General features: G+C 66.2%; 14 protein-coding genes and 1 tRNA gene. 9 read left to right on the top strand and 6 right to left on the bottom strand.

What is annotated here, in order from left to right; all coding sequences use genetic code 11:
- Positions 1-82: 82 nt before the first annotated feature.
- Both LTH93_RS04065 and LTH93_RS04060 read left to right on the top strand, forming a co-directional pair.
- Positions 83-3,202 carry a UPF0182 family membrane protein gene (locus LTH93_RS04065; RefSeq protein WP_241463888.1) on the top strand — a complete coding sequence of 1,040 codons (3,120 nt, stop codon included), beginning with the start codon at positions 83-85 and terminating at the stop codon, positions 3,200-3,202.
- A 148-nt stretch (positions 3,203-3,350) separates the two neighbouring features.
- Positions 3,351-3,424: transfer RNA gene (locus LTH93_RS04060), tRNA-Met, on the top strand.
- A 526-nt stretch (positions 3,425-3,950) separates the two neighbouring features.
- Here LTH93_RS04060 and LTH93_RS04055 read toward each other — a convergent pair.
- Together LTH93_RS04055 and adhP are read right to left on the bottom strand one after the other, a co-directional pair.
- Positions 3,951-4,292, bottom strand: coding sequence for a carboxymuconolactone decarboxylase family protein (locus LTH93_RS04055; protein ID WP_241463890.1), 342 nt, complete (start codon positions 4,290-4,292; stop codon positions 3,951-3,953).
- A 107-nt stretch (positions 4,293-4,399) separates the two neighbouring features.
- Complete coding sequence (gene adhP / locus LTH93_RS04050; protein WP_241470367.1) at positions 4,400-5,428, bottom strand: alcohol dehydrogenase AdhP; 1,029 nt, start codon at positions 5,426-5,428, stop codon at positions 4,400-4,402.
- 570 nt (positions 5,429-5,998) lie between these two features.
- Here adhP and LTH93_RS04045 point away from each other — a divergent pair.
- Both LTH93_RS04045 and LTH93_RS04040 read left to right on the top strand, forming a co-directional pair.
- Positions 5,999-7,003, top strand: a complete 1,005-nt coding sequence (locus tag LTH93_RS04045; RefSeq protein ID WP_241470147.1) for a 2-hydroxyacid dehydrogenase — start codon at positions 5,999-6,001, stop codon at positions 7,001-7,003.
- Between the two features lie 11 nt (positions 7,004-7,014).
- Positions 7,015-8,532, top strand: coding sequence for an L-lactate permease (locus LTH93_RS04040; RefSeq protein WP_241470146.1), 1,518 nt, complete (start codon positions 7,015-7,017; stop codon positions 8,530-8,532).
- Between the two features lie 44 nt (positions 8,533-8,576).
- Here LTH93_RS04040 and LTH93_RS04035 read toward each other — a convergent pair whose 3' ends face one another.
- Positions 8,577-9,500, bottom strand: coding sequence for a 1-phosphofructokinase family hexose kinase (locus tag LTH93_RS04035; RefSeq protein ID WP_241470145.1), 924 nt, complete (start codon positions 9,498-9,500; stop codon positions 8,577-8,579).
- A 450-nt stretch (positions 9,501-9,950) separates the two neighbouring features.
- Between LTH93_RS04035 and LTH93_RS04030 the strand changes: the two genes are divergently transcribed.
- On the top strand, positions 9,951-11,129 hold the full coding sequence (locus tag LTH93_RS04030; RefSeq protein WP_241470144.1) for a M14 family metallopeptidase: 1,179 nt from the start codon (positions 9,951-9,953) through the stop codon (positions 11,127-11,129).
- Positions 11,130-11,184: 55 nt separating this feature from the next.
- On the opposite strand, the gene LTH93_RS04025 is transcribed toward LTH93_RS04030, so the two are convergent.
- A complete protein-coding gene (locus LTH93_RS04025) occupies positions 11,185-12,555 on the bottom strand; it encodes a hypothetical protein (RefSeq protein ID WP_241470143.1) in 1,371 nt (456 codons plus the stop codon).
- 413 nt (positions 12,556-12,968) lie between these two features.
- On the opposite strand from LTH93_RS04025, the gene LTH93_RS04020 reads away from it, so the two are divergent.
- Genes LTH93_RS04020 through LTH93_RS04010 form a run of 3 tightly spaced genes read left to right on the top strand, consistent with a single transcriptional unit; the run spans position 12,969 to position 17,287 of the window.
- Positions 12,969-15,782 carry a cation-translocating P-type ATPase gene (locus LTH93_RS04020; RefSeq protein ID WP_241470142.1) on the top strand — a complete coding sequence of 938 codons (2,814 nt, stop codon included), beginning with the start codon at positions 12,969-12,971 and terminating at the stop codon, positions 15,780-15,782.
- Positions 15,783-15,837: 55 nt separating this feature from the next.
- Positions 15,838-16,830, top strand: a complete 993-nt coding sequence (locus LTH93_RS04015) for an arsenic resistance protein (RefSeq protein ID WP_241470141.1) — start codon at positions 15,838-15,840, stop codon at positions 16,828-16,830.
- Between the two features lie 31 nt (positions 16,831-16,861).
- Positions 16,862-17,287, top strand: coding sequence for a DUF1801 domain-containing protein (locus LTH93_RS04010; protein ID WP_241470140.1), 426 nt, complete (start codon positions 16,862-16,864; stop codon positions 17,285-17,287).
- Between the two features lie 21 nt (positions 17,288-17,308).
- Here LTH93_RS04010 and LTH93_RS04005 read toward each other — a convergent pair whose 3' ends face one another.
- The gene (locus tag LTH93_RS04005; RefSeq protein ID WP_241470139.1) at positions 17,309-18,673 is read right to left on the bottom strand and encodes a variant leucine-rich repeat-containing protein; all 1,365 of its coding nucleotides are present in this window, start codon (positions 18,671-18,673) and stop codon (positions 17,309-17,311) included.
- 356 nt (positions 18,674-19,029) lie between these two features.
- Between LTH93_RS04005 and LTH93_RS04000 the strand changes: the two genes are divergently transcribed.
- Positions 19,030-19,785, top strand: a complete 756-nt coding sequence (locus tag LTH93_RS04000) for an SAM-dependent methyltransferase (RefSeq protein WP_241470138.1) — start codon at positions 19,030-19,032, stop codon at positions 19,783-19,785.
- 8 nt (positions 19,786-19,793) lie between these two features.
- On the opposite strand, the gene LTH93_RS03995 is transcribed toward LTH93_RS04000, so the two are convergent.
- Positions 19,794-20,825: a variant leucine-rich repeat-containing protein gene (locus LTH93_RS03995; RefSeq protein ID WP_241470137.1), complete on the bottom strand. Its 1,032-nt coding sequence runs from the start codon at positions 20,823-20,825 to the stop codon at positions 19,794-19,796.
- Between the last annotated feature and the right edge of the window lie 71 nt (positions 20,826-20,896).

Below are 20,896 nucleotides of genomic sequence, written 5' to 3'. Positions count from 1 at the left end.
CGCCGGTCCAGCCGGGTCAGCTGCCTGACCCACCAGCAACACCGATGTATCCAAGCACATATATAGAGACGAGGGTTTATCCGTGAGTTTCTCTCAGGGATTCGGGTCCGCGAACCCGTTCGGCGGAGGCCTGTTCGGCTCCGGTTCGGGCGGGGACGACGGCGACAACTCCGGCGGGTCCGGTTCCGACCGGCCAGCTAGGAGTTCCGGGCCGCGGCGGCCGTCAGCACTGGTGCTGACGATCGTCATCATCGCCGCGCTGATCGGCATTTTCGTGGCATCTTCCGGCTTCTACGCCGAGATCCTCTGGTTCAACCAGCTGGGGTATGAGGATGTCTTCTGGACCGAGCGCATCGCGCGCGGTGTGATCTTCCTGATCGCGTTCCTGGTGATGGCAGGCCTGGTCTGGCTCAGCCTGTTCCTGGCCTTCCGCACCCGCCCCAGTTCGGTGCAGAGCCAGATGAACGAATCGGTGATCCGCTACCAGCGCACACTGAACTCGATGCGTCGCCTGTTCATGATCGGCCTGCCCGTGCTGATGGGCCTCTTCGCAGGCACCGCGGCCCAGGGCAGCTGGGAAAACGTGATGCTGTTCCTCAACCAGCAGCCCTTCGGCATGACCGATCCCGAATTCGGGATGGACTTCGCCTTCTTCGTCTTCACCCTGCCGTTCCTCGGATTCATCAACGGCTTCCTGATCTCGGCCGTGCTGGTCGCCGGCATCGCCGGCATCCTGACCCACTACCTCTTCGGCGGCATCCGCATCGAGGCCAACGGCAAGTTCGTGGTCGAGAAGGCAGCCCGCTGGCACATCGCCGTGACCGCGGCTCTGTTCCTGCTGCTCCAAGGTGCCAACTGGTGGCTCGATCGCTACGCCACCCTGCAGAACCAGAGCGGAACCTGGGCCGGCGCGCTCTACACCGACGTCAACGCCGTCATCCCGGCGCAGGCGATCCTCGCCGTCGCCGCGGTGGTGGTGGCCGGCATCTTCATCATCACCGCCGTGACCGCCCGCTGGCGCTTCTCCATCATCGGTTCTGCGATGCTGCTGATCACCGCGATCATCGGTGGCGGCCTGGTCCCGTTCTTCGTCCAGGAGTACCAGGTCCAGCCCTCGGAGCGGACCCTGGAGACGCCTTATATCGAGCGCAACATGGAGCTGACCCGCTACGCCTACGGCCTTCATGAGATCGAGCAGGAGAGCTACGAGGCCGACGCCTCGGCCACCCCGGGCGCACTCGCGGAGGATGCGGCCAACACGCAGAACATCCGCCTGCTGGACCCGAACCTGGTCTCCGCCGCGTTCGGTCAGTTCCAGCAGTTCCGCCAGTACTACTCCTTCCCCGACACGCTGAGCTTCGACCGCTACGAGATCGACGGCGAACGCCGCGACACGGTGATCGCCGCCCGCGAGCTCAACGTGCCCACCGACGCCTCCTGGGTCAACCGTCACCTGATCTACACCCACGGCTACGGCCTGGTCGCGGCCAACGCCAACACCGTGACCCCCGAAGGACGCCCCAGCTTCACGCTGCAGGGCATCCCCACCCGCGGCGAGCTGGCCTCGGATGAGGACTATGAGCCGCGCATCTACTTCGGTGAGAACTCGCCGCAGTACTCGATCGTCGGTGCGCCCGAGGGTGCCGATCCGCTGGAGCTCGACCGTCCGGCGGCAGCAGACTCCGAGACCGAGACCGTCTACACCTTCGAAGGTGAGGGTGGCCCCGCCGTCGGCGGCCTGTTCAACCGGCTCGTCTACGCCATCCAGTTCCAGTCCCCTGAGATCCTGCTCTCCGGGGATATGAACGAAGAGTCGCAGATCCTCTACGACCGCGAGCCGCGTGAACGTGTGCAGCAAGTCGCACCGTTCCTCGACGTCGATCAGAACATCTATCCGGCGATCGTCGACGGCCGGGTGAAGTGGATCGTGGAGGGCTACACCACCTCCAACGACTTCCCCTACTCGGCCCAGCAGCAGCTGGAGCAGGCCACCACGGATGCGCTGACCCAGGGAGCCCCCATGCTCACCGGACAGGTCAACTACATCCGCAACTCGGTGAAGGCCACCGTCGATGCCTATGACGGCTCGGTGGACCTCTACGCCTGGGACACCGAGGATCCGATCCTGCGCGCCTGGCAGGAGGTGTTCCCCGACGCGCTCCAGCCCTACGAGAACATGTCGGCGGAGCTGCTGGATCACGTCCGCTACCCCGAGGACATGTTCCGGGTCCAGCGCGAGCTGCTCGGTCGCTACCACGTGACCGATCCCGGCACGTTCTACGAGAACAACGACGCCTGGTCCGTTCCTGCGGATCCGACCGCCGACGACGAGAACTCCGTGGCGCAGCCGCCGTACTACATGACGCTGCAGATGCCCGACCAGGAGGAGCCTTCCTTCTCGCTGACCGGTACGTTCATCCCACAGATCGCTGAAGGTGCACAGCAGCGCAACGTGCTCTACGGCTTCCTCGCCGCCGCCGGTGACGCCGGCACGGGTGAGGACGGGGTGAAGGCGGAGGACTACGGCCAGCTGAGGCTGCTGGAGCTTCCGCGTGACACCGCCGTGCCTGGCCCCGGCCAGACCCAGGCGAACTTCGACTCGAACTCGCAGATCTCGCAGGAGCTGAACCTGCTGCGTCAGGGCGCTTCCGAAGTGATCAACGGCAACATGATCACCCTTCCCGCCGGTGGGGGCATCCTCTATGTCCAGCCGGTCTACGTGCAGTCCACCGGTACTGCGGCCGCCTACCCGGCGCTGCGCAAGGTGCTGGTGGCCTACGGCGAGGAGGTCGGCTTCGCTGACACCCTCGACGAGGCTCTCGACCAGGTCTTCGGCGGCGACTCCGGAGCCGCAGTGGCTGATGGTGCAGGCGTCACCGGCGACGCTGTGGACTCCGAGCTCGATGTCCCCGAGGGTGACGTCCCCGCTGAGGACGATGCCACCACCGAGGATGAGGCGCCTGCTGAGGAAGAGGCCACCACCGAGGACGAGACCGACGCCGATGAGACCGACGGTCCCACCGCGCCGTCCGGTCCCGCTCAGGAGCGTCTGAACGACGCCCTGGATCGCGCAGGCCAGGCGCTCCAGGATTCAGAGGCGGCACTCGCCGAAGGTGACTTCGCCGCCTACGGCGAAGCCCAGGAGCAGCTGCAGCAGGCCATCGATGATGCCCTGCAGGCCGAGGCTGACCTGGACGAGTGATCACTCGGAGCTGATCTGAGACCCGCAGAATCTCCCCGTCCGGACCCTTGTGGCCCGGACGGGGAGGCGGGTGTCGGAGATCACACTCCGAACAGTTCATTTCGATTTTGCACTCAGGAAATGTGTGCGTAGACTAAACAAGTCGCAACGCGGGGTGGAGCAGTTCGGTAGCTCGCCGGGCTCATAACCCGGAGGTCGCAAGTTCAAATCTTGCCCCCGCAACGAGATAAGGTCCCGGACCTGGGGAACACCAGGTCCGGGGCCTTTTGCTTGCCCTGGGGGAGTCTCAACTCCGCTCTGACTTTGAGATTCCTTCGTTCTGGCCGAGTCATTGGATGAGCCTGCCTGCCGTGCCGCGGAGCCCCCGCTGAGAAAAAGCGGGACGCCGTCGACCTGGGGCAGTGCGGCAGGTTCGTCAGGGTGCCAGATTCCGCGGACCAGGCTCTCCTCGGCGGTCGAGCAACCCCATCGGATATCGCTGGACATCTGTGCCGGTCAAGACCGCAGAAGCCAAGGTCCCGCGGAGGGCCGCCATGGGGTGCTCCCGGTCCGTGAGCGGATCGGACCCTCAGCTGCTGCTCGTAGGGCCGCAGACCCCGGAGGGCACTCGGTCACTGGAGTCCAGCCGAGGCTGGGCTCCGGTGACTCTCACGACGGCGGTTCTTCGCGCTTCGACGACGTTCGGCCCGCCCTCGAGCCTCACCAGTGGGCGGGGCCTGAACGAACGAGAGTCGACCAGGAACGCGCGTCACTCACTGTTCGCCTCATCCTGGAAGAACTTCATTGCCATCCAACCATGCGTCACAGCGCCACCTGCCCGAAGTGCTGCGGAGACCATCACGGCTTCGGACACTTCCTCTTCGGACGCACCAGCCTTATACGCACCCCTGGAGTGAATCTCGACGCAATGTGGGCACTGCGTTGTGGTCGCTACTGCGATCGCAATGAGTTCGCGGAGTTTCTTGGACAACACATGATCGTTTTCGGAGAATACGGCGCCATCAAACGCCGCGAAAGCCTCGAATCCTTTCGGGGATCCCTCCTTTATAGTCTGCATGTGTTTTACGTCAGACGAGTCGTAATGCATCATATTATTGCTCTTCCACGTTTCTATTTTTGTATGCAGTGTTCATCCACGGGATCTTCGACTGGCGACGTGTGTGGCGTCTTCCGTTCCGCGCTTCGTGCGCGACTCGGTCAGCGCTGCGGGGCAGCGCTGTAGTCCACCACCACACGCCCCTCGATCTTGGCGTGCTGCATCTCGTCGAGGATCGCGTTGATGTCCTCGAGTGGACGGCGACTGCAGGTGGGACGGATCTTCCCCTGGGCGTAGAATTCCAGGGCTTCCACCATGTCCTGGCGGGTGCCAACGATCGATCCGCGGATGGTCAGCCCCTTCAGCACGATGTCGAAGATCGGGGCGGGAAAGTCTCCCGGAGGCAGGCCGTTGAACACGATGGTGCCGCCGCGGCGGGTCATGGCGATGGCCTGACCGAAGGCCTTGGGGTGCACGGCGGTGACCAGGACGCCGTGGGTCCCGCCGGTCTTCTCCTGTATCTCGATGGCCGGATCCGTCATCATGGCGTTGACCACGATCTCGGCACCGTGCTGCTTGGCCAGGGCCAGCTTGTCGTCGGCGACGTCAACCGCCACGACCCGCATGCCCATGGCCACTGCGTATTGGACAGCGATGTGGCCCAGCCCGCCGATGCCAGAGATGACCACCCACTGGCCCGGGCGGACCTCCGTCTGCTTCAGCCCCTTGTAGACGGTCACACCGGCGCAGAGTACCGGTCCGACCTCGTAGGGGTCTGAACCATCAGGGATGAGGGGGGCGTACTTGGCGTCCACGATCATGTATTCGCCGAACGATCCGTTCACGCTATAGCCACCGTTGTTCTGAGACTCGCACAGAGTTTCCCATCCGGTACGGCAGTATTCGCAGGTTCCGCAGGCACTCCAAAGCCAGGCATTGCCCACCAGCTGGCCCACGGAAAGCTCGGTGACGCCTTCCCCCAGCTTCTCCACGGTCCCCACGCCTTCGTGGCCGGGGATGAACGGCGGACTGGGCTTGACCGGCCAGTCGCCCTCGGCGGCATGCAGGTCGGTGTGGCAGACGCCGGAGGAGATGAGCTTGACCAGGGCCTGGCCCGGCCCTGGCTCGGGAATGGCGACCTCTTTGATGACGAGGTCCTGCCCGAAGGCCTCAACGACTGCTGCCCTCATCGTGCCTTGGTGGGCCTGTTGGGTGTCCGAGTCCGTACTAGTGGAGGAAGCGGTGACATTGCTCATGATGGCTCCTTGATCGTGGCGGGTCTTCTCTTTGAGGTCCGGGTCGAGATGGAGGCCGCCTGCTGACGCCTGTTCCCGGACCAACGTCCAAGTACCAGTCGGGTCTGCGTCTGGACCATGCCGACTCCACGGAGCGGGCTGTTGTTCACGCGGCCTCTTAGCGTGACTCTAGTCACATTCGAGTTGCATCCACGTTGCATCCGCAGGGGCGCTCGCGTCTGCTCGGCCGTGGAGGGAGATCATCCTGATCGCGCTCCCACCTCTGTTCTTCCACGCGCCTGACGATGCAGCGGCTGTGATCAGAGGTCACCAGGTCGACGGGACCGCAGGAGGCTTTCCTTGCGCCAGGGTTCAGATCAGCGGATCACATTGACTTGACCAACGTCCCTGGTCAGTCCAGCTAGTGGGACCAACGGCCCTATCTGCCGTCGTTTCCGGACCACATAGTGGATTCGGGCTCGGGAGACCGGGGATGGGATCGGCGAAAACAGGCGGAGGCAGGGCATGCGGGTGGCCGTTTACAGTGCAAAGCCGTATGACGAGCAGTTCCTGACGGCCGCCAATGTCGCCCATGGGCATGAGCTCTCCTTCCTGGAGACCCGTTTGTCGCCTGAGACCCTTCCGCTGGCTGCAGGCGCTCAGGCGGTATGTGTCTTCGTCAACGACGACGTGGGCGGGCCCGTGCTCGATGGCCTCAGCCGGCTAGGTGTCCGCAACGTGATGCTGCGGTCTGCGGGTTTCAACAATGTGGATCTGAAGGCGGCAGCGAAGCTCGGAATCTCGGTCTCCCGCGTCCCGGGATACTCCCCGCACGCCGTGGCGGAGCACTGCGTGGCCCTGGTGATGTCGTTGAATCGCCAGATCCACCGGGCCTACAACCGGGTCCGGGAAGGCAACTTCGCGTTGAACGGTCTGATGGGATTCGATCTCCACGGCAGGACGGTGGGAGTCGTGGGCGCTGGCCGGATCGGGACCTGTTTCGCGCGGATCATGCTCGGCTTCGGCTGCCGGGTGGTAGTGAGTGATCCCCACCCCAGCGAGGAGTGCCGGAGGATGGGAGTGGAGTACCTGCCTCTGGAAGAAGTGCTGGCACACAGTGACATCGTCTCGCTGCACCTGCCGCTGACACCGCAGACCCACCATTTCATTCAGGCTGAACGTCTTGCCAGCATGCGTGACGGTGTCATGCTCATCAATACCAGCCGAGGTGCGCTGATCGACACGAGCGCGGTGATCGATGCCCTCAAACAGGGGAAGATCGGTTACCTGGGTCTGGACGTGTACGAAGAAGAGGAAGATCTGTTCTTCGAAGACCTTTCGGACGAGGTCCTGCACGATGACGAGTTCTCGCGACTGCTCACCTTCCCCAACGTGCTGATCACCGGCCATCAGGCGTTCTTCACCCGTGACGCGATGACGCACATCGTGACCACCACGATGGAGAATCTCACGGCGGCGGCGCGCGGCGAAGTCCTGAACCAGATCACCGTTGACGACCTCGCAGAGTAGCGGGGCAGGAGATGCTGGCATTCCTGGCAGCTGTACCGGTCCTGTTGGTCCTGGTGCTCATGACTGTCGCCAACTGGTCGGCAGCCAGGGCAGGGCTGGTGACGGCCGCGCTCACCCTGGTGCTGGCCGTGGCGGCCTTCGGCTTCGGGGGTCCGGCGGATCCGTTCAGCGTGGTCTCGGGCACGGCCGGCGTGGTGGCCGAGGCTTCATTCATCGCCGCGACGGTGGCGGGAATCATCGGTCCCGCGTTGGGGATCCACTACCTCCAGCAACGCACCGGCGCTGCCGAGCGGCTGCACGCCGGCTTGGCCCGCCTCCACCCGGACCCCCGGATGGGGGCGCTCCTGGTGGCTTGGTTCTTTGCGCTGTTCCTTGAGGGCGCCGCTGGGTTCGGTACGCCGGTGGCGCTGGCCGCACCCTTCCTGGTTGCCGCAGGTCTCCCGCCGGTGCGTGCCGTGGCGGCGGCCCTCATGGGCCACGCCGCCGGAGTCTCCTTCGGTGCCATCGGCACGCCGGTGCTGGCGCAGAGTGCGCTGGTGGATTTCTCAGGGACGGAGCTGGCAAGGGCCACGGCTCCTTACCACGTCATCCTCGGCGGGATCCTGACAGCCGCAGTCGTCCTGACCATCGACCGCGCTATGCCCGGTACCAGGAGGTTATGGACCTGGGGTGTCCTGGCCGCCGTCTCCTTCCTGGTGCCCTATGGCCTGATCGCCGCTTTTGTCGGTCCTGAGCTGCCCACGCTAGGAGGTGCCATCGCCGGTGTCGCCATCTTCGCCGCCCTCCTTGTACGACGGCGGCGCCTGGAGAACGCCATCTCCGGCGGTGGACCTGCGGAGGCCGATGACCCAGGAGGGCTGCTGCGCGCAGCAGCCCCGTACCTGGTCCTGGTGCTTCTCGTCCTCGCGACTCGCCTGATTACTCCGGTCCGAGACCAGCTTGAGGGCGTCACGATCGAGTGGGTGACCGGTACCGGGTTCACCGGCAGCGTCCAGCCGCTGTTCCACCCGGCGGCATTGCTGACCGTGGCCTTTGTCTCCGGAGCGGTCCTGCAACGGGCCTCGCGACGCGATGTCCGTGGGGCATTCATCACTGCGACCAGGCAGCTCGGCCCGGTGCTGGTGGCGCTGATCGCGATGATCTCTATCGCCCGCACCATGTCCTATGCCGGGATGACCGACGAGCTGGCCTACGCGGCGGCCGGCATCGGGATAGCGTGGCCTCTGCTGTCCCCAGCCGTCGGAGCGTTCGGGACGTTCGTCACCGGCTCCGCCACCGCGTCCAACGTGCTTTTCACGGAACTCCAGACCACTGCCGCCCACGCTGCAGACCTTCCGGCGCTGCCCCTCCTCGGGGCACAGGGATTCGGAGCCGCGGTAGGCAATATCGTCTGCCCGCACAATATCGTGGCCGCCGTCGCCACCGTGGGCCTCACCGGGAAAGAGGGAAAGGTGCTGCGCTCCACGTTCCCCATCGCCATGCTCTACGTCGCGCTCGGAGGTCTCCTGGCCTTTGCCTTCACGCGCTGACCTGAGGTCGAACCTCCCAACACCTGGCAGAGGTCGAAGACGAGTCACACGGTGGGCAGTTCAGCTTCGAACCGCGTGACGTCTTCGGCGCGGCAGAGCTCGGTTCCGGGCAACATCGCGGTCGCGCTTCCTGCCGCGACGGCCGTCCGGAAGGCCTCAGCGAGGGGTCTGCCCTCGGCCAGGCGCAGCACGAGACCGCCGAGGAAGGCATCACCGGCTCCGACCGGGCTCGCCACCTGCACCTTCGGCGTCGGCAGGCGCAGCGCCCCCGCCGCGGAGACGAGCAGGGCGCCCGCCGATCCCATGGTGAGCGCGATGACTTCCGCGCGATCGTGGTCGATGAGGTCACGAACAGCGTCGAGCTGCTCTTCAGGACTCAATTCGTGGTCAGCCCCGACAAGTTCGGCGAGCTCGTCCCGGCTCGGTTTGATCAGGAACACTCCTTCGGCCAGGGCCGCGTGGAGCGGGCTGCCTGCAGCGTCGACCACGAGGTGAACGCCCTGTTCGGCCACGGAGCGGGCAAGTATGGCGTAGAAGTCTTCGGGCACCCCGGGTGGGAGACTTCCGCTGGCAACAAGGTATCCACCGTGCGGGAGATGGGCGGTGACGGTTGAGAGGCAGTCGTGCCACTCCGCTTCGCTCAGGGCCGGCCCCGGCAGGACGAACCGGTACTGATCGCCCGTCGACGTCTCGTCGACGGTGAAGCTCTCCCGAGTGTCACCCGCGATCGCGATCACCGTGCCGTCGATCCCTTCATCCGCGGCGAACCTCCGGTACTTCGCGCCAGTGGGACCGCCGAGTGGGTATATCGGCGTGGAGCTGCCGTTCAGGTTGCGTATCGCGCGGGACACATTCACCCCGCCGCCACCGGGATCGACGCGAGCCGGTCCGCAGCGCAGCTTGTGCTCGGCGCGCACCCGATCCACCGAGCTCGACACGTCGAGGGCGGGATTCATCGTCAGCGTCACGATCGGTGAGTGCATTGGTTCTCTGCCTTTCCTCGACCACACAAGCCCAAGAAGACGGGCAACGATTCGGTGCGCGGCACCGCCCGGAGACAAGCCCAACATCGATCGGCGGCGGACGTTCATCGCCCTCCGCTGCCTTCACCATCCAGTGGCGCGTGCGCCTCGAGTAGGGCCGGAGGTCCCCTCGGCAAGTCCATCGGCCCTGCTGGGATGAGTGTCCTGATGGACAGGGCAGGAGGGGAGCGCCGGAAGCCCTCAGGGGATGCCCGGGCGGACTGCCAAGCAGAGAGTCGCGTCAAGCGTGAAAGGCCGCAGGCGTCCCGTGTTTGTGTCGCTGCCCAGCAGTGATGTAAATCACATATACCCTCATGGTTGGCCCCGGGCACCGACGGTCGGGGCTGCCGCCAGCTCGTATAGCGCGGTGGCATCAGCAGCACCTCTAGGAGAGCAATGCAACCCACTAAGCCGACAAGTCGTCGTCGCCGCCGCCTCGCGGCCGTCGTGACCGCCGCGTCACTCATGCTCGCAGCACCAGCCGGTGTTGCGCCCGCCATGGCAGGGGCCAACTTCCCCTCGCCGAATGGCCAGACCAACATCTCCAGCATCCTGACCTACGCGGATGTGCAGAAGGAGCTGCAGAAACTCGAGAAGACCTCCCGCTTCAACGTCGATGTCTTCACCCTGGCCGAGGCCGGCACCTCAGTGAACACCTCCGAACAGGGCCGTGACCTCTATGTCGCCACCGTGGGGACGGGCCCGGAAGAGGTCTGGCTCCAGGGACGCATTCACGGGAATGAGCCCTACGGCACCGAGTCCCTGCTGACTCTGCTCAAGGACCTGGGCACGAACGGCTCGGCGGATTACAACCTGCTGCGTGAGAAGTACACCTTCCACATCATCCCGATGTACAACCCGGACGGTTCCGAGGCGAATATCCGTCAGACGATCCTCTGGAACGACTTGACCGGTTCCCCCGAACTCAATGAGAACGGCAGTGAACGGCGAGTAGACCTCAACCGTGACTGGACCGAAGCAGGGTTCGCGGCCAAAGAGTCCTTGGCGTTCTACGAATACTGGACCATGGTGAAACCTGACTTCGGTGTGGACATCCACCACCAAGGCTTGAAGCAGCAATGGGGAACAGGTGATGACGTCACGTTGTCCCTCGGAATTTCCCTGGCCCCGGGTGGACCTACTCTGCCGGGTCTTGCAGATGGTACCTACGACGTTCTGACCCGGCAGATGATGGTCCATGTCTTCGACGAACTCTCGAAGTACGGCTCCATCAATATCGATCGCTACCAGGTGGGCAACGGCCTGGAGATCGATATCAAGGGTGGCGTCGTCTCAGCGATGATGCTGGGCCTGGACTACCAGGGACTGAATCCGGAAGGTCACAGCAACCCGGTCGTCTTCCTTGAGACGAGTGGAAACACCTCCGATGGGAGCCTGGGCCAGAAAGCCCGTGGCAAGTCGGTCCGGCAGAATGTGCTGGCACTGGAGGAGCTTCTGATCGGAATGGCGACGGGAGAGATCCAGCAGGAGGATCCGGAGCGGTGGGATGAGATCCCTCATCAGCCGACGACTGGATACCTGACTGACTACGCAGGCACGATTCCGGCTCAGTAGGCGGAGCTGGACACGGGGGATTCTCCCTGCCGGCTGGCGGGAGAATCCCCCGTGTTCAAGGGATGGGGTTTCGCCGTGCTGCCTCAGGGACGGCCTCGCCGTCGACCTCAACGGAGGGTGGCCGTTGCAGCAGTTCGAGCAGCAGGATGGCGATGAGCGCGCCGATCGCGGTCCAGAGGGTCACCTCCGGCGTCAGCGGCCTCACGAGCAGCACGATCGCCGCGCCGATGACGGCGATCGCGATCCGGATGTACCGGCGGGCGCGGTAGAGGAACGCGCCGAACCGGCCGGTCGTCGCCCCGGCGCTCTCCGCCGCAGCACGTGTTCGCCTGGCCGTGTCGACGGTCAGGCGGCGGACCGCGATGGCGCCACGGAATGGCCCGGCGAGGTAGGCGACGACGGCGGTGGTCACGCCAGCCACCCCGACGGCGAGCACCGTCGAGCAGAGCAGGGGCACCAGGGCGTCGTAGACCGCCTCGGCGGCACTCGACGGCAGGTGCTGCGGCGAGATCGAGGCGACCGTGGCGATGCGTCCGACGGCCACGCCGAGCGCGAGGAACGCCATCGCGAACGTCAGGCCGACGCCGGCCCAGATCAACGCCCTCGCCTTCCTCCTCGCGACGAGGACTCCGCCCGCGAGCAGGCCGATGCTCACCCAGGGGAGCACGAAGCCGAGCACGTCGAGCGCCTGGTAGGCCGTGCGTGCCTGGACGAGCTCATCGGACTGGGCGACGTCGACCGTCCGGTCGACGTCGGGGATGCGGTCGGCCAGCGCGAACCCCTGCGCGGTCAGCTGCTCCTTGACGGAGGCGATGATGGGTCCGATCTGGATGCCCACTTCGCCCGTGTCGCTGATCACGACGGCGCCGGAGGCGTCCCCGCTGAGGACGGCGGTCAGCCGGGCATGGCTGATCCGGAGCGACTGGTCCCACACCTGCTCGAACTCGTCCGAGGCGATGAGCCGCTCGGTCGTGGAGCGGATCTGCGACTGGGCGCCCTCCGCCGCGGGCTGCTCGAGGAGCTGGAGCGCGGCGGCGGCCCCGGGCGGGAGGTCGAGGGTCGCGATTCCGTCGAAGAGGTCGGACGTGATCGTCTCGATGTCGATCTCCTCATTGATGGCCGCGGTGATCTCGTCGACCAGGAAGGCCTGGAAGGCCGGGTCCTCGAGGATCGGCGACACGGTGGCGACGAACTGGTCGGTGTTGGTGACTTCGGTCTTCGTCCATGCTGCGACGACGGCGAGCGGGGCGAGGAACACCCCGAGCGCGAGCAGCAGCGCGGCGAGGAACGCGCGTCCACGTCCGGTCCGGCGCGTGGGGGCGGGCGGTGGCGTCTCCACCGGCTCGGTCCGCAGCTTCGACTGCAGCCGGGCGACCTCCGCCGACAGCCTTGCAATCTCCTGGTCCCGGGTTTCAGCGACACCCATGTGCACCGCGCCTCTCGATCTGGAGGGAGGCTTCGGAGAACGCCTCGGATTCGCACCAGCATGCTCCCGGACATGGGCGCGAACAAGGTACGTCGGCCCGCCATCGCCACCACCGGGATCGACGCGAGCTGGTCCTCTGCGCGGCGGCGCCCCCTCGGAGAAGAGCACCACATCGCTCGGCCGCGGACGTTCATCGCCCTCCGCCGCCTTCACCATCCAGTGGGGCGCGCGCCTCGAGCAGGGCCGGAAGTCCCACAGGCAGGACCATCGGCCCTATTCGATGAGTGTCCCGCCCGGCACGGTAGGAGAGAGCGCCGGGACGGCTCGGGAGACACTGGCGAGGGCTATCGACGTCGCGATGCGAGTGGGTGCCCCCAGATCTCAACGATCGAGGGTAACGAGTGGAGGGCGCGATGTCCGCTGTGAATCTGGGGGAGTCGCACCCGCGAGGTGAGCGACGGCAACGTTCGCCGGCCGACCTCACCCACCACCCGGCCGCCGCTTCGGGTTCACCGAACAAGCCTCACGCCCATTCCGCCGCTCGCGTGCTCGAGGGCCTCGCCACCACTCGCTCTGGACTTGAGTCGGACGAGGTGCACCGGCGCCATACGCACTTCGGGCCGAACAGTCTCCCCGAGCCTTCGCGCACCCACCCGGTACTGCGCTTCCTGGCGCAGTTCAACAACGCCATCATCTACGTCCTCCTCGTGGCAGCGGTGATCAAGCTCGTTTCGCGCGACTACATCGACGCGTCCGTGATCTTCGCGGTCGCCCTGATCAACGCCATGATCGGATTCATCCAGGAGGGACAGGCCGAAAAGGCGCTGCGTGGGATCCGCCGAATGCTCTCTCCGCGCGCGACGGTGAGACGCGATGGCGGATGGCACGACATCCAAGCAACCACGCTTGTACCAGGGGACATCATTCGCGTCCATGCCGGTGACCGCGCCGCGGTCGACGCGAGGCTGGTCGAAGCACGTGACGTCAGGGCCGATGAGGCGGCGCTGACGGGCGAGGCGGTGCCCGCAGCGAAGCACACCAGGCCAGTCGAACACGAAGCGCTCCTCGGTGACCGGCGCAACATGCTCCACGCCGGGTCGGTCGTAGTAGCGGGACGTGCCGAGGCGGTCGTCACCGCCACGGGAACCCGCACAGAACTCGGGCGCATACAGAAGCTGGTGCGCGACGTGGAGCGCACCGACACCCCACTGATCCGTTCGATCAACCGGCTCGGGCGCCAGATCACTGCCACCGCGCTCGTGCTGATGTCCGTCATGGTGGCCCTCGGGTTCGTGTTGCACGGTGACTCGTTCGAAGAGCTGGTGCCCTCGGCCATCGCTTTCGCGGTAGCTGCGGTGCCGGAAGGTCTGCCCGCCGTCGTGACGATCACCCTCGCACTGGGCGTGCAGCAGATGGCCGCACAACGAGCGATCATCCGTCGACTCGCCGCAGTAGAGACCCTCGGTTCGGTCACCGTCATCTGCTCGGACAAGACCGGAACCCTGACCAAGAACGAGATGACCGTGCGGGCTGCCGCGACAGCTGTTTCCCAGTTCACGGTCACGGGCGAGGGATACAACCCTGATGGGTCGGTGCTGCGAGATGGTGCGGTGGTTGATTCGTCCTGTGCTGACCTTCTTGAACTGGCGCTCGTCATGGCGCTGTGCAACGACGCGCGCCTCGATCACACGGCTGCCGGCGAGTGGCGAGTCGTGGGCGATCCCACCGAAGGTGCGCTGATGAGTTTCGGCCGCAAAGCGGGCGTCGACCTGGCTGGATACGGGCGCCGAGATGAGCTCCCGTTCGACGCCGAGGTGAAGTACATGGCCACCCTTGATCAGTCCGAATCGGGAGAACAGTTCGTCTCAGTGAAGGGCGCACCCGACCGTCTTCTCACCTTCTGCGAGTTTCAGCGTCGGGCCGACGGAGGGCAGGATCCGATAGAGCCCGCTCGGTGGCATGCACTGATCGATGCATACACCGCCCAAGGCATGAGGGTCCTCGCAGCCGCGCGCCGTGATATGCCATCGGATGCGGTGACCGTCGAACATGCTGAGCTTCGAGGCCTGGTGATGCTGGGAATCGTCGCCATCGCCGACCCGCCGCGGCCAGAAGCGACAGCCGCGATCGGCGAGTGCCAGGACGCAGGCGTCCGGGTGAAGATGATCACCGGTGACCACGCACTCACCGCCCACGCGATCGCCACGGAGATGGGACTCGCCGATACCGCCGCGACCACGCTGACCGGGGCGGACATCGACCACATGGACGACGAACAGCTGCGGGCCAGGGTCGGCGACGTCGATGTGTTCGCGCGAACCAGTCCTGAACACAAGATGCGCATCATTGCGGCTCTGCAGTCCCTCGGCGGGGTGGTCGCGATGACGGGCGACGGAGTCAACGACGCTCCCGCGCTGACCCGCGCCGACGTCGGCGTCGCCATGGGCATGAAGGGCACAGAGGCCGCGAAGGATGCTTCCGACGTCGTCCTTGCCGACGACAACTTCGCTACCATCGAGCGAGCCGTGCGTGAGGGTCGGCGCGTGTACGACAACCTGCAGAAGTCCGTGGTGTTCATCCTGGCGACGACCCTCGGACAGGCGCTCGTCGTCTTCACCGCAGTCGCGGTCGGCTATCCGGATCCGCTGCAGCCCACCCAGATTCTCTGGGTGAACCTCGTCACCGCCGTCACTCTGTCGCTCGCATTCGCCTACGAGCCCGTCGAACCTGGAACGATGACGCGACCACCGCGACCGCCCGAAGACTCGATCCTCGCAGGCAGCCTCTTGGCGTTGGCGGGAACGGGTATCGTGGTGGCCGCCGTGACGACCACAGCGTTCTTCGCCGCACTCGCTTCCGGCGCCGACCTGGATGCCGCACGCGCTGCCGCGGTGGCGGTGCTGGTGGTCTCTCAGATCGCCGTTCTGTTCAATGTGCGCCTGCTGCGTCGCTCGAGCATCACCCGCCGTGTCCTCACGGGGAATCGCGCAGTGTGGATCTCCATCGCCGTACTTGCCGTGCTGCAGACTGCGTATACCTATCTGCCACCCCTCCAGGTATGGTTCGGATCCGTCCCACTTTCCCCAGCTCAATGGGTGACCGCGTTCGGTTACGCCCTCGCAAGCTTCCTGTTGGTCGAGGTGGTCAAAGCAACGGGGCGGTACCGTGCGAATCGCACGTCACCGCCGAGGCGCTCACGCCGCTCGCGGCTTGGGCGGGGTGAGTAGATCGCGGTCACGGACCTGTGACAGGAATTGGTCGAGGAATCTGCAGGAGGTGCCCGTGAGGCGAGAGACCCTGGAACGCCACCAGGTGTGGTTCTACCTCGCCGCCGTGACGTGCGGCCTCGGCCTCGGCACGCTCGCCCCACAGCTGGGCGTCACCGCCGATGTGCTGATCTGGCCGACGCTGGGTCTGCTGCTCTACGCGACGTTCACCCAGGTGCCGATGGCAGCGGTGCCTGCGGCCTTCACCGAGGGGCGATTCATGGCGGCCGCGCTTCTCGGAAACTTCGTGCTGCTGCCGGCGGTGGTCTGGGTGCTGATCCAGTTCGTGCCCGAGAACCAGGCGCTGCAGCTGGGACTGCTGCTGGTGCTGCTGGTGCCATGCACCGATTGGTTCATCACCTTCAGTCAGCTCGGGCGAGGCGACGCCACCCGGGCCACTGCGTTGACCCCGGTGCTGCTGGTGCTCCAGCTGCTGCTTCTGCCGCTCTACCTGTGGCTGATGTCAGATGCTGACCTACGCGTGGTGCTTGCGCCCGCGGAGATCTGGCCCGCCTTCCTGGTGGTGCTGCTGCCACTGGGGCTGGCCGCATTGACCGAGGTCTGGGCTGGAGGCCGTCCGGCGGGAGCAGCCGTGGTCGTTCGTCTCGGGTGGTGGCCGGTGCCGCTGCTGGCGGTGGTGGTGCTGCTCATCGCCGTCGCGAACGTCGGCTCCGTCGTCCACGATGCTCACCTGCTGCCCGTGGTGCTGATGGTGGTGAGCCTGTTCCTGGCCATCAGTCTGGTGTTGTCCAGGGTCTTGGCGAGTGTCGCCCGGCTCAACGTCGCCCAGGGGCGCACCCTGGCATTCTCGATGGGCACCCGGAACTCCTTCATCGTGCTGCCCTTCGCGCTTGCCCTTCCCGCGGGCTGGGAGACCGCCGCGATCGTGGTGGTCATGCAGTCCCTCGTCGAACTCTTCGGCATGATCTTCTGCCTCTGGTTCGTTCCCCGCGTGCTCTTTCCCGACGTCCGACCGTCAGCGCCGTGGGGGCCACGAAGCATCGGGTGAGGCGTCCTGCACCGCCCGGTAGGCTCAGGCCATGGAACCGGTCACAGACAGCGTCGAGGACTACCTCATGGCCGCAGGGCGCTCTGCAGAGATGACCGTGTTGGACGGCTGGATCACCGCCGAGCTGCCGGGAATCAGCCGGGTGCTCTGGCGCGGACGCATGTGGGGCGGCACGGAGCAGACGATCATCGGATACGGCAGGCTGCGTCAGCCTAAGCCGCGCGGCGCCGCTGTGGACTGGTTCCTGATCGGGCTCGCGGAGCAGACCAAGCACCTCTCCGTCTACGTCAACGCGGCCGAGGACGGCAATCACCTGATCCAAGAGCGAGCCGATCGGCTCGGCCGGGTGAAGGTCGGCGCCGCTGCGCTGACCTTCACGACGCTGGAGCATCTGGATCATGCAGAGTTCCGCAGCCTCATCGCGCGCGCTCGGGCGCTCAACCCCGAGGTTGTCTGACCCGGCGCAGCCGGAACCCGCTCAGTAGGTCCAGTTCCGGCTCGCCGAGAGGTTGATGCCCTCGCCGGTGAGCTGGTTCCAGCACGACATCTGTGACTGGAAGGACGTGCAGGCGAAGAACTCGTTCGACGCGGTCTGGCCGTAGCCCAGCACGGGCTGACCCTGTTGGGCGACCGGGTTCTCGCAGTCCGGCTCCGCGGTGCGGTCCACGCGGATGGCGTAGGTGACACCCTCGGTGCAGCCCTCGGGGGCGGTGAAGCTGTGCTGCAGCACCCGGCAGCGCAGCGTGTCCGAGAGTTCGCAGAGCACATTGCCATCGGGGGAGACGAAGGAGCTCAGCTGCTGGCCCTGTGCAGGGAAGGACGCCTGGATCCAGGCGGAGCCCATGTCCTGGGCCGTGCCGCGCAGAGCGTTGGCGGTCTCCTCAGACTCGCGCAGGTCCAGGAAGAGCGCCGCTGCGTGAGTGTTGCCGCAGCTCTCCTGCAGCCCGATCAGCGCCTCCTGCACCAGGGTCCCGTCCGACGACTCGATCCAGCTGCCGTCCTCGGAGGCCGCCGACGCGAGCGCGGCGAGGACCTCGCGGTCCTCGGCGGGGGATTCACAGCTGGACTCTTCCGGCAGCGCCGCCACTTCGGCGCGCAGCTCCTCCGGGGTCGGAGGCTCCGGCGTGGGGCTCGGCGCGGGCTCCTCCGCGGAGTCTTCCTCGCCCTCATCCGAGGGCTGCTCCGTCGCGGATGTCTCGGCCGCCGTGGTGTCCTCGGGGGAGTCTCGGTCCAGCAGAGACAGCGCCAGGGCGCTCAGCGCCACCAGCACCAGAACCGGCAGCAGCACGGCCAGCACGAACTTCGGCGCCCTGGACCCGCGCCTCCTGGGTGGCGCAGCAGGCCGTGTCGCCGCATACCGAGCGGGCGAGGCGATCGTGGAGTAGCCGGTGCCAGCTGCCCCGGCGTCGAAGGAACCGGTCGCGAACCAGTCGTCCCCGGTGGTCTTCTGGGGTTCATCTGCGGGCACGGCGTCCAGCTCGCCCGTGGCCTCGACGTCGCCTGGGGGGTCTTCGCCGTCCGGGTCGCCCGTGTCATCCAGGTCGCGCACCGTGGGCGCTGGATCGGACGGGGTGCGGGCCGATGGTGCTGAAGGTGCCGGGGGAGGGGGCGGGCTTGTGTTGTCCGCGGAGGTCGCCAGAGCGTCCTCCCGACGGGACAGGGCCGCGTCGATCTCGGGGTCCCCGATCGAGGCCAACGCTTCGAGCAGCTCCGGGTAGGTGGCGGGATTCTCCGCAACGGTCGCGCGCAGGGACGGGTGGTTCTCTGCGATCCAGTGCAGCGTTTCCCAATCCGTGCGGGGATCGGCGGCGATGCCACCGAGCTCGTGATCGTTCGAAGCCATACGTTCCTTTTCGGTCCCGACGGCGGCGAACCAGGCCAGCCGTGCAGCGTGAACAATGCGGTTCGACCGAAGTTTACCTTCGCCGTCGAGACTGACAGAGTCCGGTCACTGTTGGTGCAGTGGGGTACGGCCCCAGAACTCGACCCCGACGACGGCGTCGATCTTCCGTGCCAGGCACCTCGATCGGCCCCCACACCCAGACAGAGACGGTCCCCGCAGGTGAAGATGTACCCCGCGGGTGCGATTCCAAGCGTTCATACCTGCAGCAGCCATGCCGGTCCGGGCAGCGGCTGTCGATTCAGGCCGGCGGCCCTCTGCGCGCGGCATAGTCCCATCAGACGTCAGGAGAATCCATCGTGGACCTTCCACGTATCTTCGCCATTCGCGAGAGCAGCCACCGCATCCACAACCCGTTCACGCCGCGCAAGCTCGAAGCCCTCGGAGAGGCTCTCCGTCTGGAGACCGGGACCCGCATTCTCGATCTCGCCAGCGGGTCAGGGGAGATGCTGTGCACCTGGGCGCGTGACCACGGGGTCACGGGGGTCGGGGTAGACATCAGCACGGCCTTCACCGCTGGTGCCCGCGCCCGCGCAGTCGCACTCGGCGTCGAAGGCTCAGTCGTCTTTGAACACGATGACGCCACCGGCTACGTCTCTGCCGAAGCCGTAGACGTAGCCGCGTGCGTGGGTGCGACCTGGATAGGAGGCGGCGTGGCCGGAACCATCGAGCTGCTCGAGCGCAGCCTCCGTCCAGGAGGCATGGTGCTCATCGGGGAGCCCTACTGGCGTCGCGAGGTTCCGGACCATGACACCGCCGCAGGGTGCGGCGCCTCGGGCTCGGAGGACTTCCTGCTGCTGCCCGATCTTCTCGGACAGTTCGGGGATCTCGGCTATGACGTCGTAGAGATGGTGTTGGCGGATCAGGACAGTTGGGACCGATATCAGGCTGCCCAGTGGCTCAACCTGCGCCGCTGGCTCGATGAGAACCCCGCAGACGAACTGGCCGCTGAGGTTCGGGACGAACTCACCAGGGAGCCTGTTCGATATACCCGCTATCAACGTGAGTACCTCGGTTGGGGAGTCTTCGCCCTCATCAAGCGCCGCGGGGGCTGATCGACGGGTCAGTTCTGCAGCTGGTAGCCCTCGCGGGACAGGGTGAATCCATTGCCGGTCTCGGTGTTCCAACACTCGAAAGCTGCTTCGGAGGAGACGCAGGCGAACCTGCCGTTGCTGGCGGACTGGCCATACTGCAGGGTCGCCGAGTTGGCGCCCTCGGTGCTGCCACAGTCCAGCTGTGGGTCCTCGGACCCGACGGAGAGCCGCGCGGGTCCGTCACAGCCCTGGGGGGTGTCGAAGCTGTAGTCCAGGATGTTGCATTCAAGCTCGTCCTCGCCGATGGCGCAGTTGATGTTGCCCGAGGGTGCGGTGAACGCGGGAATGTCCTGGGCACCTTCGGGTGCTGGCCGTGCGGCCTGGGCGTCGTCGTCCGCAGCGTCGTCGTCCTCGGTGCCGTCGGCTTCAGCGTCGTCGTCCTGGGTGCCCTCGTCCGAGTCCTGGGCCCCCTCTTCGCCCGTGTCCGGGCCCTGGTCGGTCTGTTCCTCGGAGATCGAGGTCTCGTCGGCCGGGTCCTCGTCGCCGCTGAAGACCCCGTTGAAGATCAGGAAGTAGGCGGCGACCACAGCGGCGGCAGCGACCAGGAGGATCAGCAAGATGATCGCGCAGGTGCCGCCGCCACGACGTCGCGGCTCCGGCTCGTGGTCAGCGTACGACAGCGGCGCGGCCGACGCCTCCCAGGGCGCTGGGCCGGTGGGGGCGGCGGGGTAGTAGCCAGGACGCGGCTGCGCCTGGGCGTGACTCCGGGCATGACCCTGGTCGTTGCTCTGGTCGTAGCTCTGGGGGTGATCCTCGCGCACGGCGGAGAACTCATCGGCCCCGGCGGATCGTCGCACCAGGGCGGCGTCGACCGCTGGGTCGCCCAGCGCACCCAGCCACTGAAGCAGCTCGGGGTAGGTGTTGGGGTTCTCCGCGATCAGCGGACGCAGCTCGGGATGGTCACCGGCGAGCATCTGCAGCTGGACCTGGGGCGTGTTCGGATCGGCCGCCCGCGCGGCCGGCCCGGTGGGGCTCTGCCCGTGGTGTGGTCCGTCAGTCATGTGTTCTCCAGAGTCGAAGGTCCGCGTGCGGCATCTCTGGGACATCATGCCTGAACCGGGGCCACTTTTCA

Source organism: Nesterenkonia sp. DZ6 (genome assembly GCF_022565835.1).
Classification (GTDB): Bacteria; Actinomycetota; Actinomycetes; order Actinomycetales; family Micrococcaceae; genus Nesterenkonia.
This window is presented reverse-complemented; position numbering and strand designations above follow the sequence as displayed.

Excerpts from the sequence above, each read along its gene's own strand:
- LTH93_RS04055 (WP_241463890.1), bottom strand. The coding sequence starts at position 4,292 with ATGATGCATTACGACTCGTCTGACGTAAAACACATGCAGACTATAAAG.
- adhP (WP_241470367.1), bottom strand. The coding sequence starts at position 5,428 with ATGAGGGCAGCAGTCGTTGAGGCCTTCGGGCAGGACCTCGTCATCAAA.
- LTH93_RS04045 (WP_241470147.1), top strand. The coding sequence starts at position 5,999 with ATGCGGGTGGCCGTTTACAGTGCAAAGCCGTATGACGAGCAGTTCCTG.
- LTH93_RS04040 (WP_241470146.1), top strand. The coding sequence starts at position 7,015 with ATGCTGGCATTCCTGGCAGCTGTACCGGTCCTGTTGGTCCTGGTGCTC.
- LTH93_RS04030 (WP_241470144.1), top strand. The coding sequence starts at position 9,951 with ATGCAACCCACTAAGCCGACAAGTCGTCGTCGCCGCCGCCTCGCGGCC.
- LTH93_RS04025 (WP_241470143.1), bottom strand. The coding sequence starts at position 12,555 with ATGGGTGTCGCTGAAACCCGGGACCAGGAGATTGCAAGGCTGTCGGCG.
- LTH93_RS04020 (WP_241470142.1), top strand. The coding sequence starts at position 12,969 with ATGTCCGCTGTGAATCTGGGGGAGTCGCACCCGCGAGGTGAGCGACGG.
- LTH93_RS04010 (WP_241470140.1), top strand. The coding sequence starts at position 16,862 with ATGGAACCGGTCACAGACAGCGTCGAGGACTACCTCATGGCCGCAGGG.
- LTH93_RS04005 (WP_241470139.1), bottom strand. The coding sequence starts at position 18,673 with ATGGCTTCGAACGATCACGAGCTCGGTGGCATCGCCGCCGATCCCCGC.
- LTH93_RS03995 (WP_241470137.1), bottom strand. The coding sequence starts at position 20,825 with ATGACTGACGGACCACACCACGGGCAGAGCCCCACCGGGCCGGCCGCG.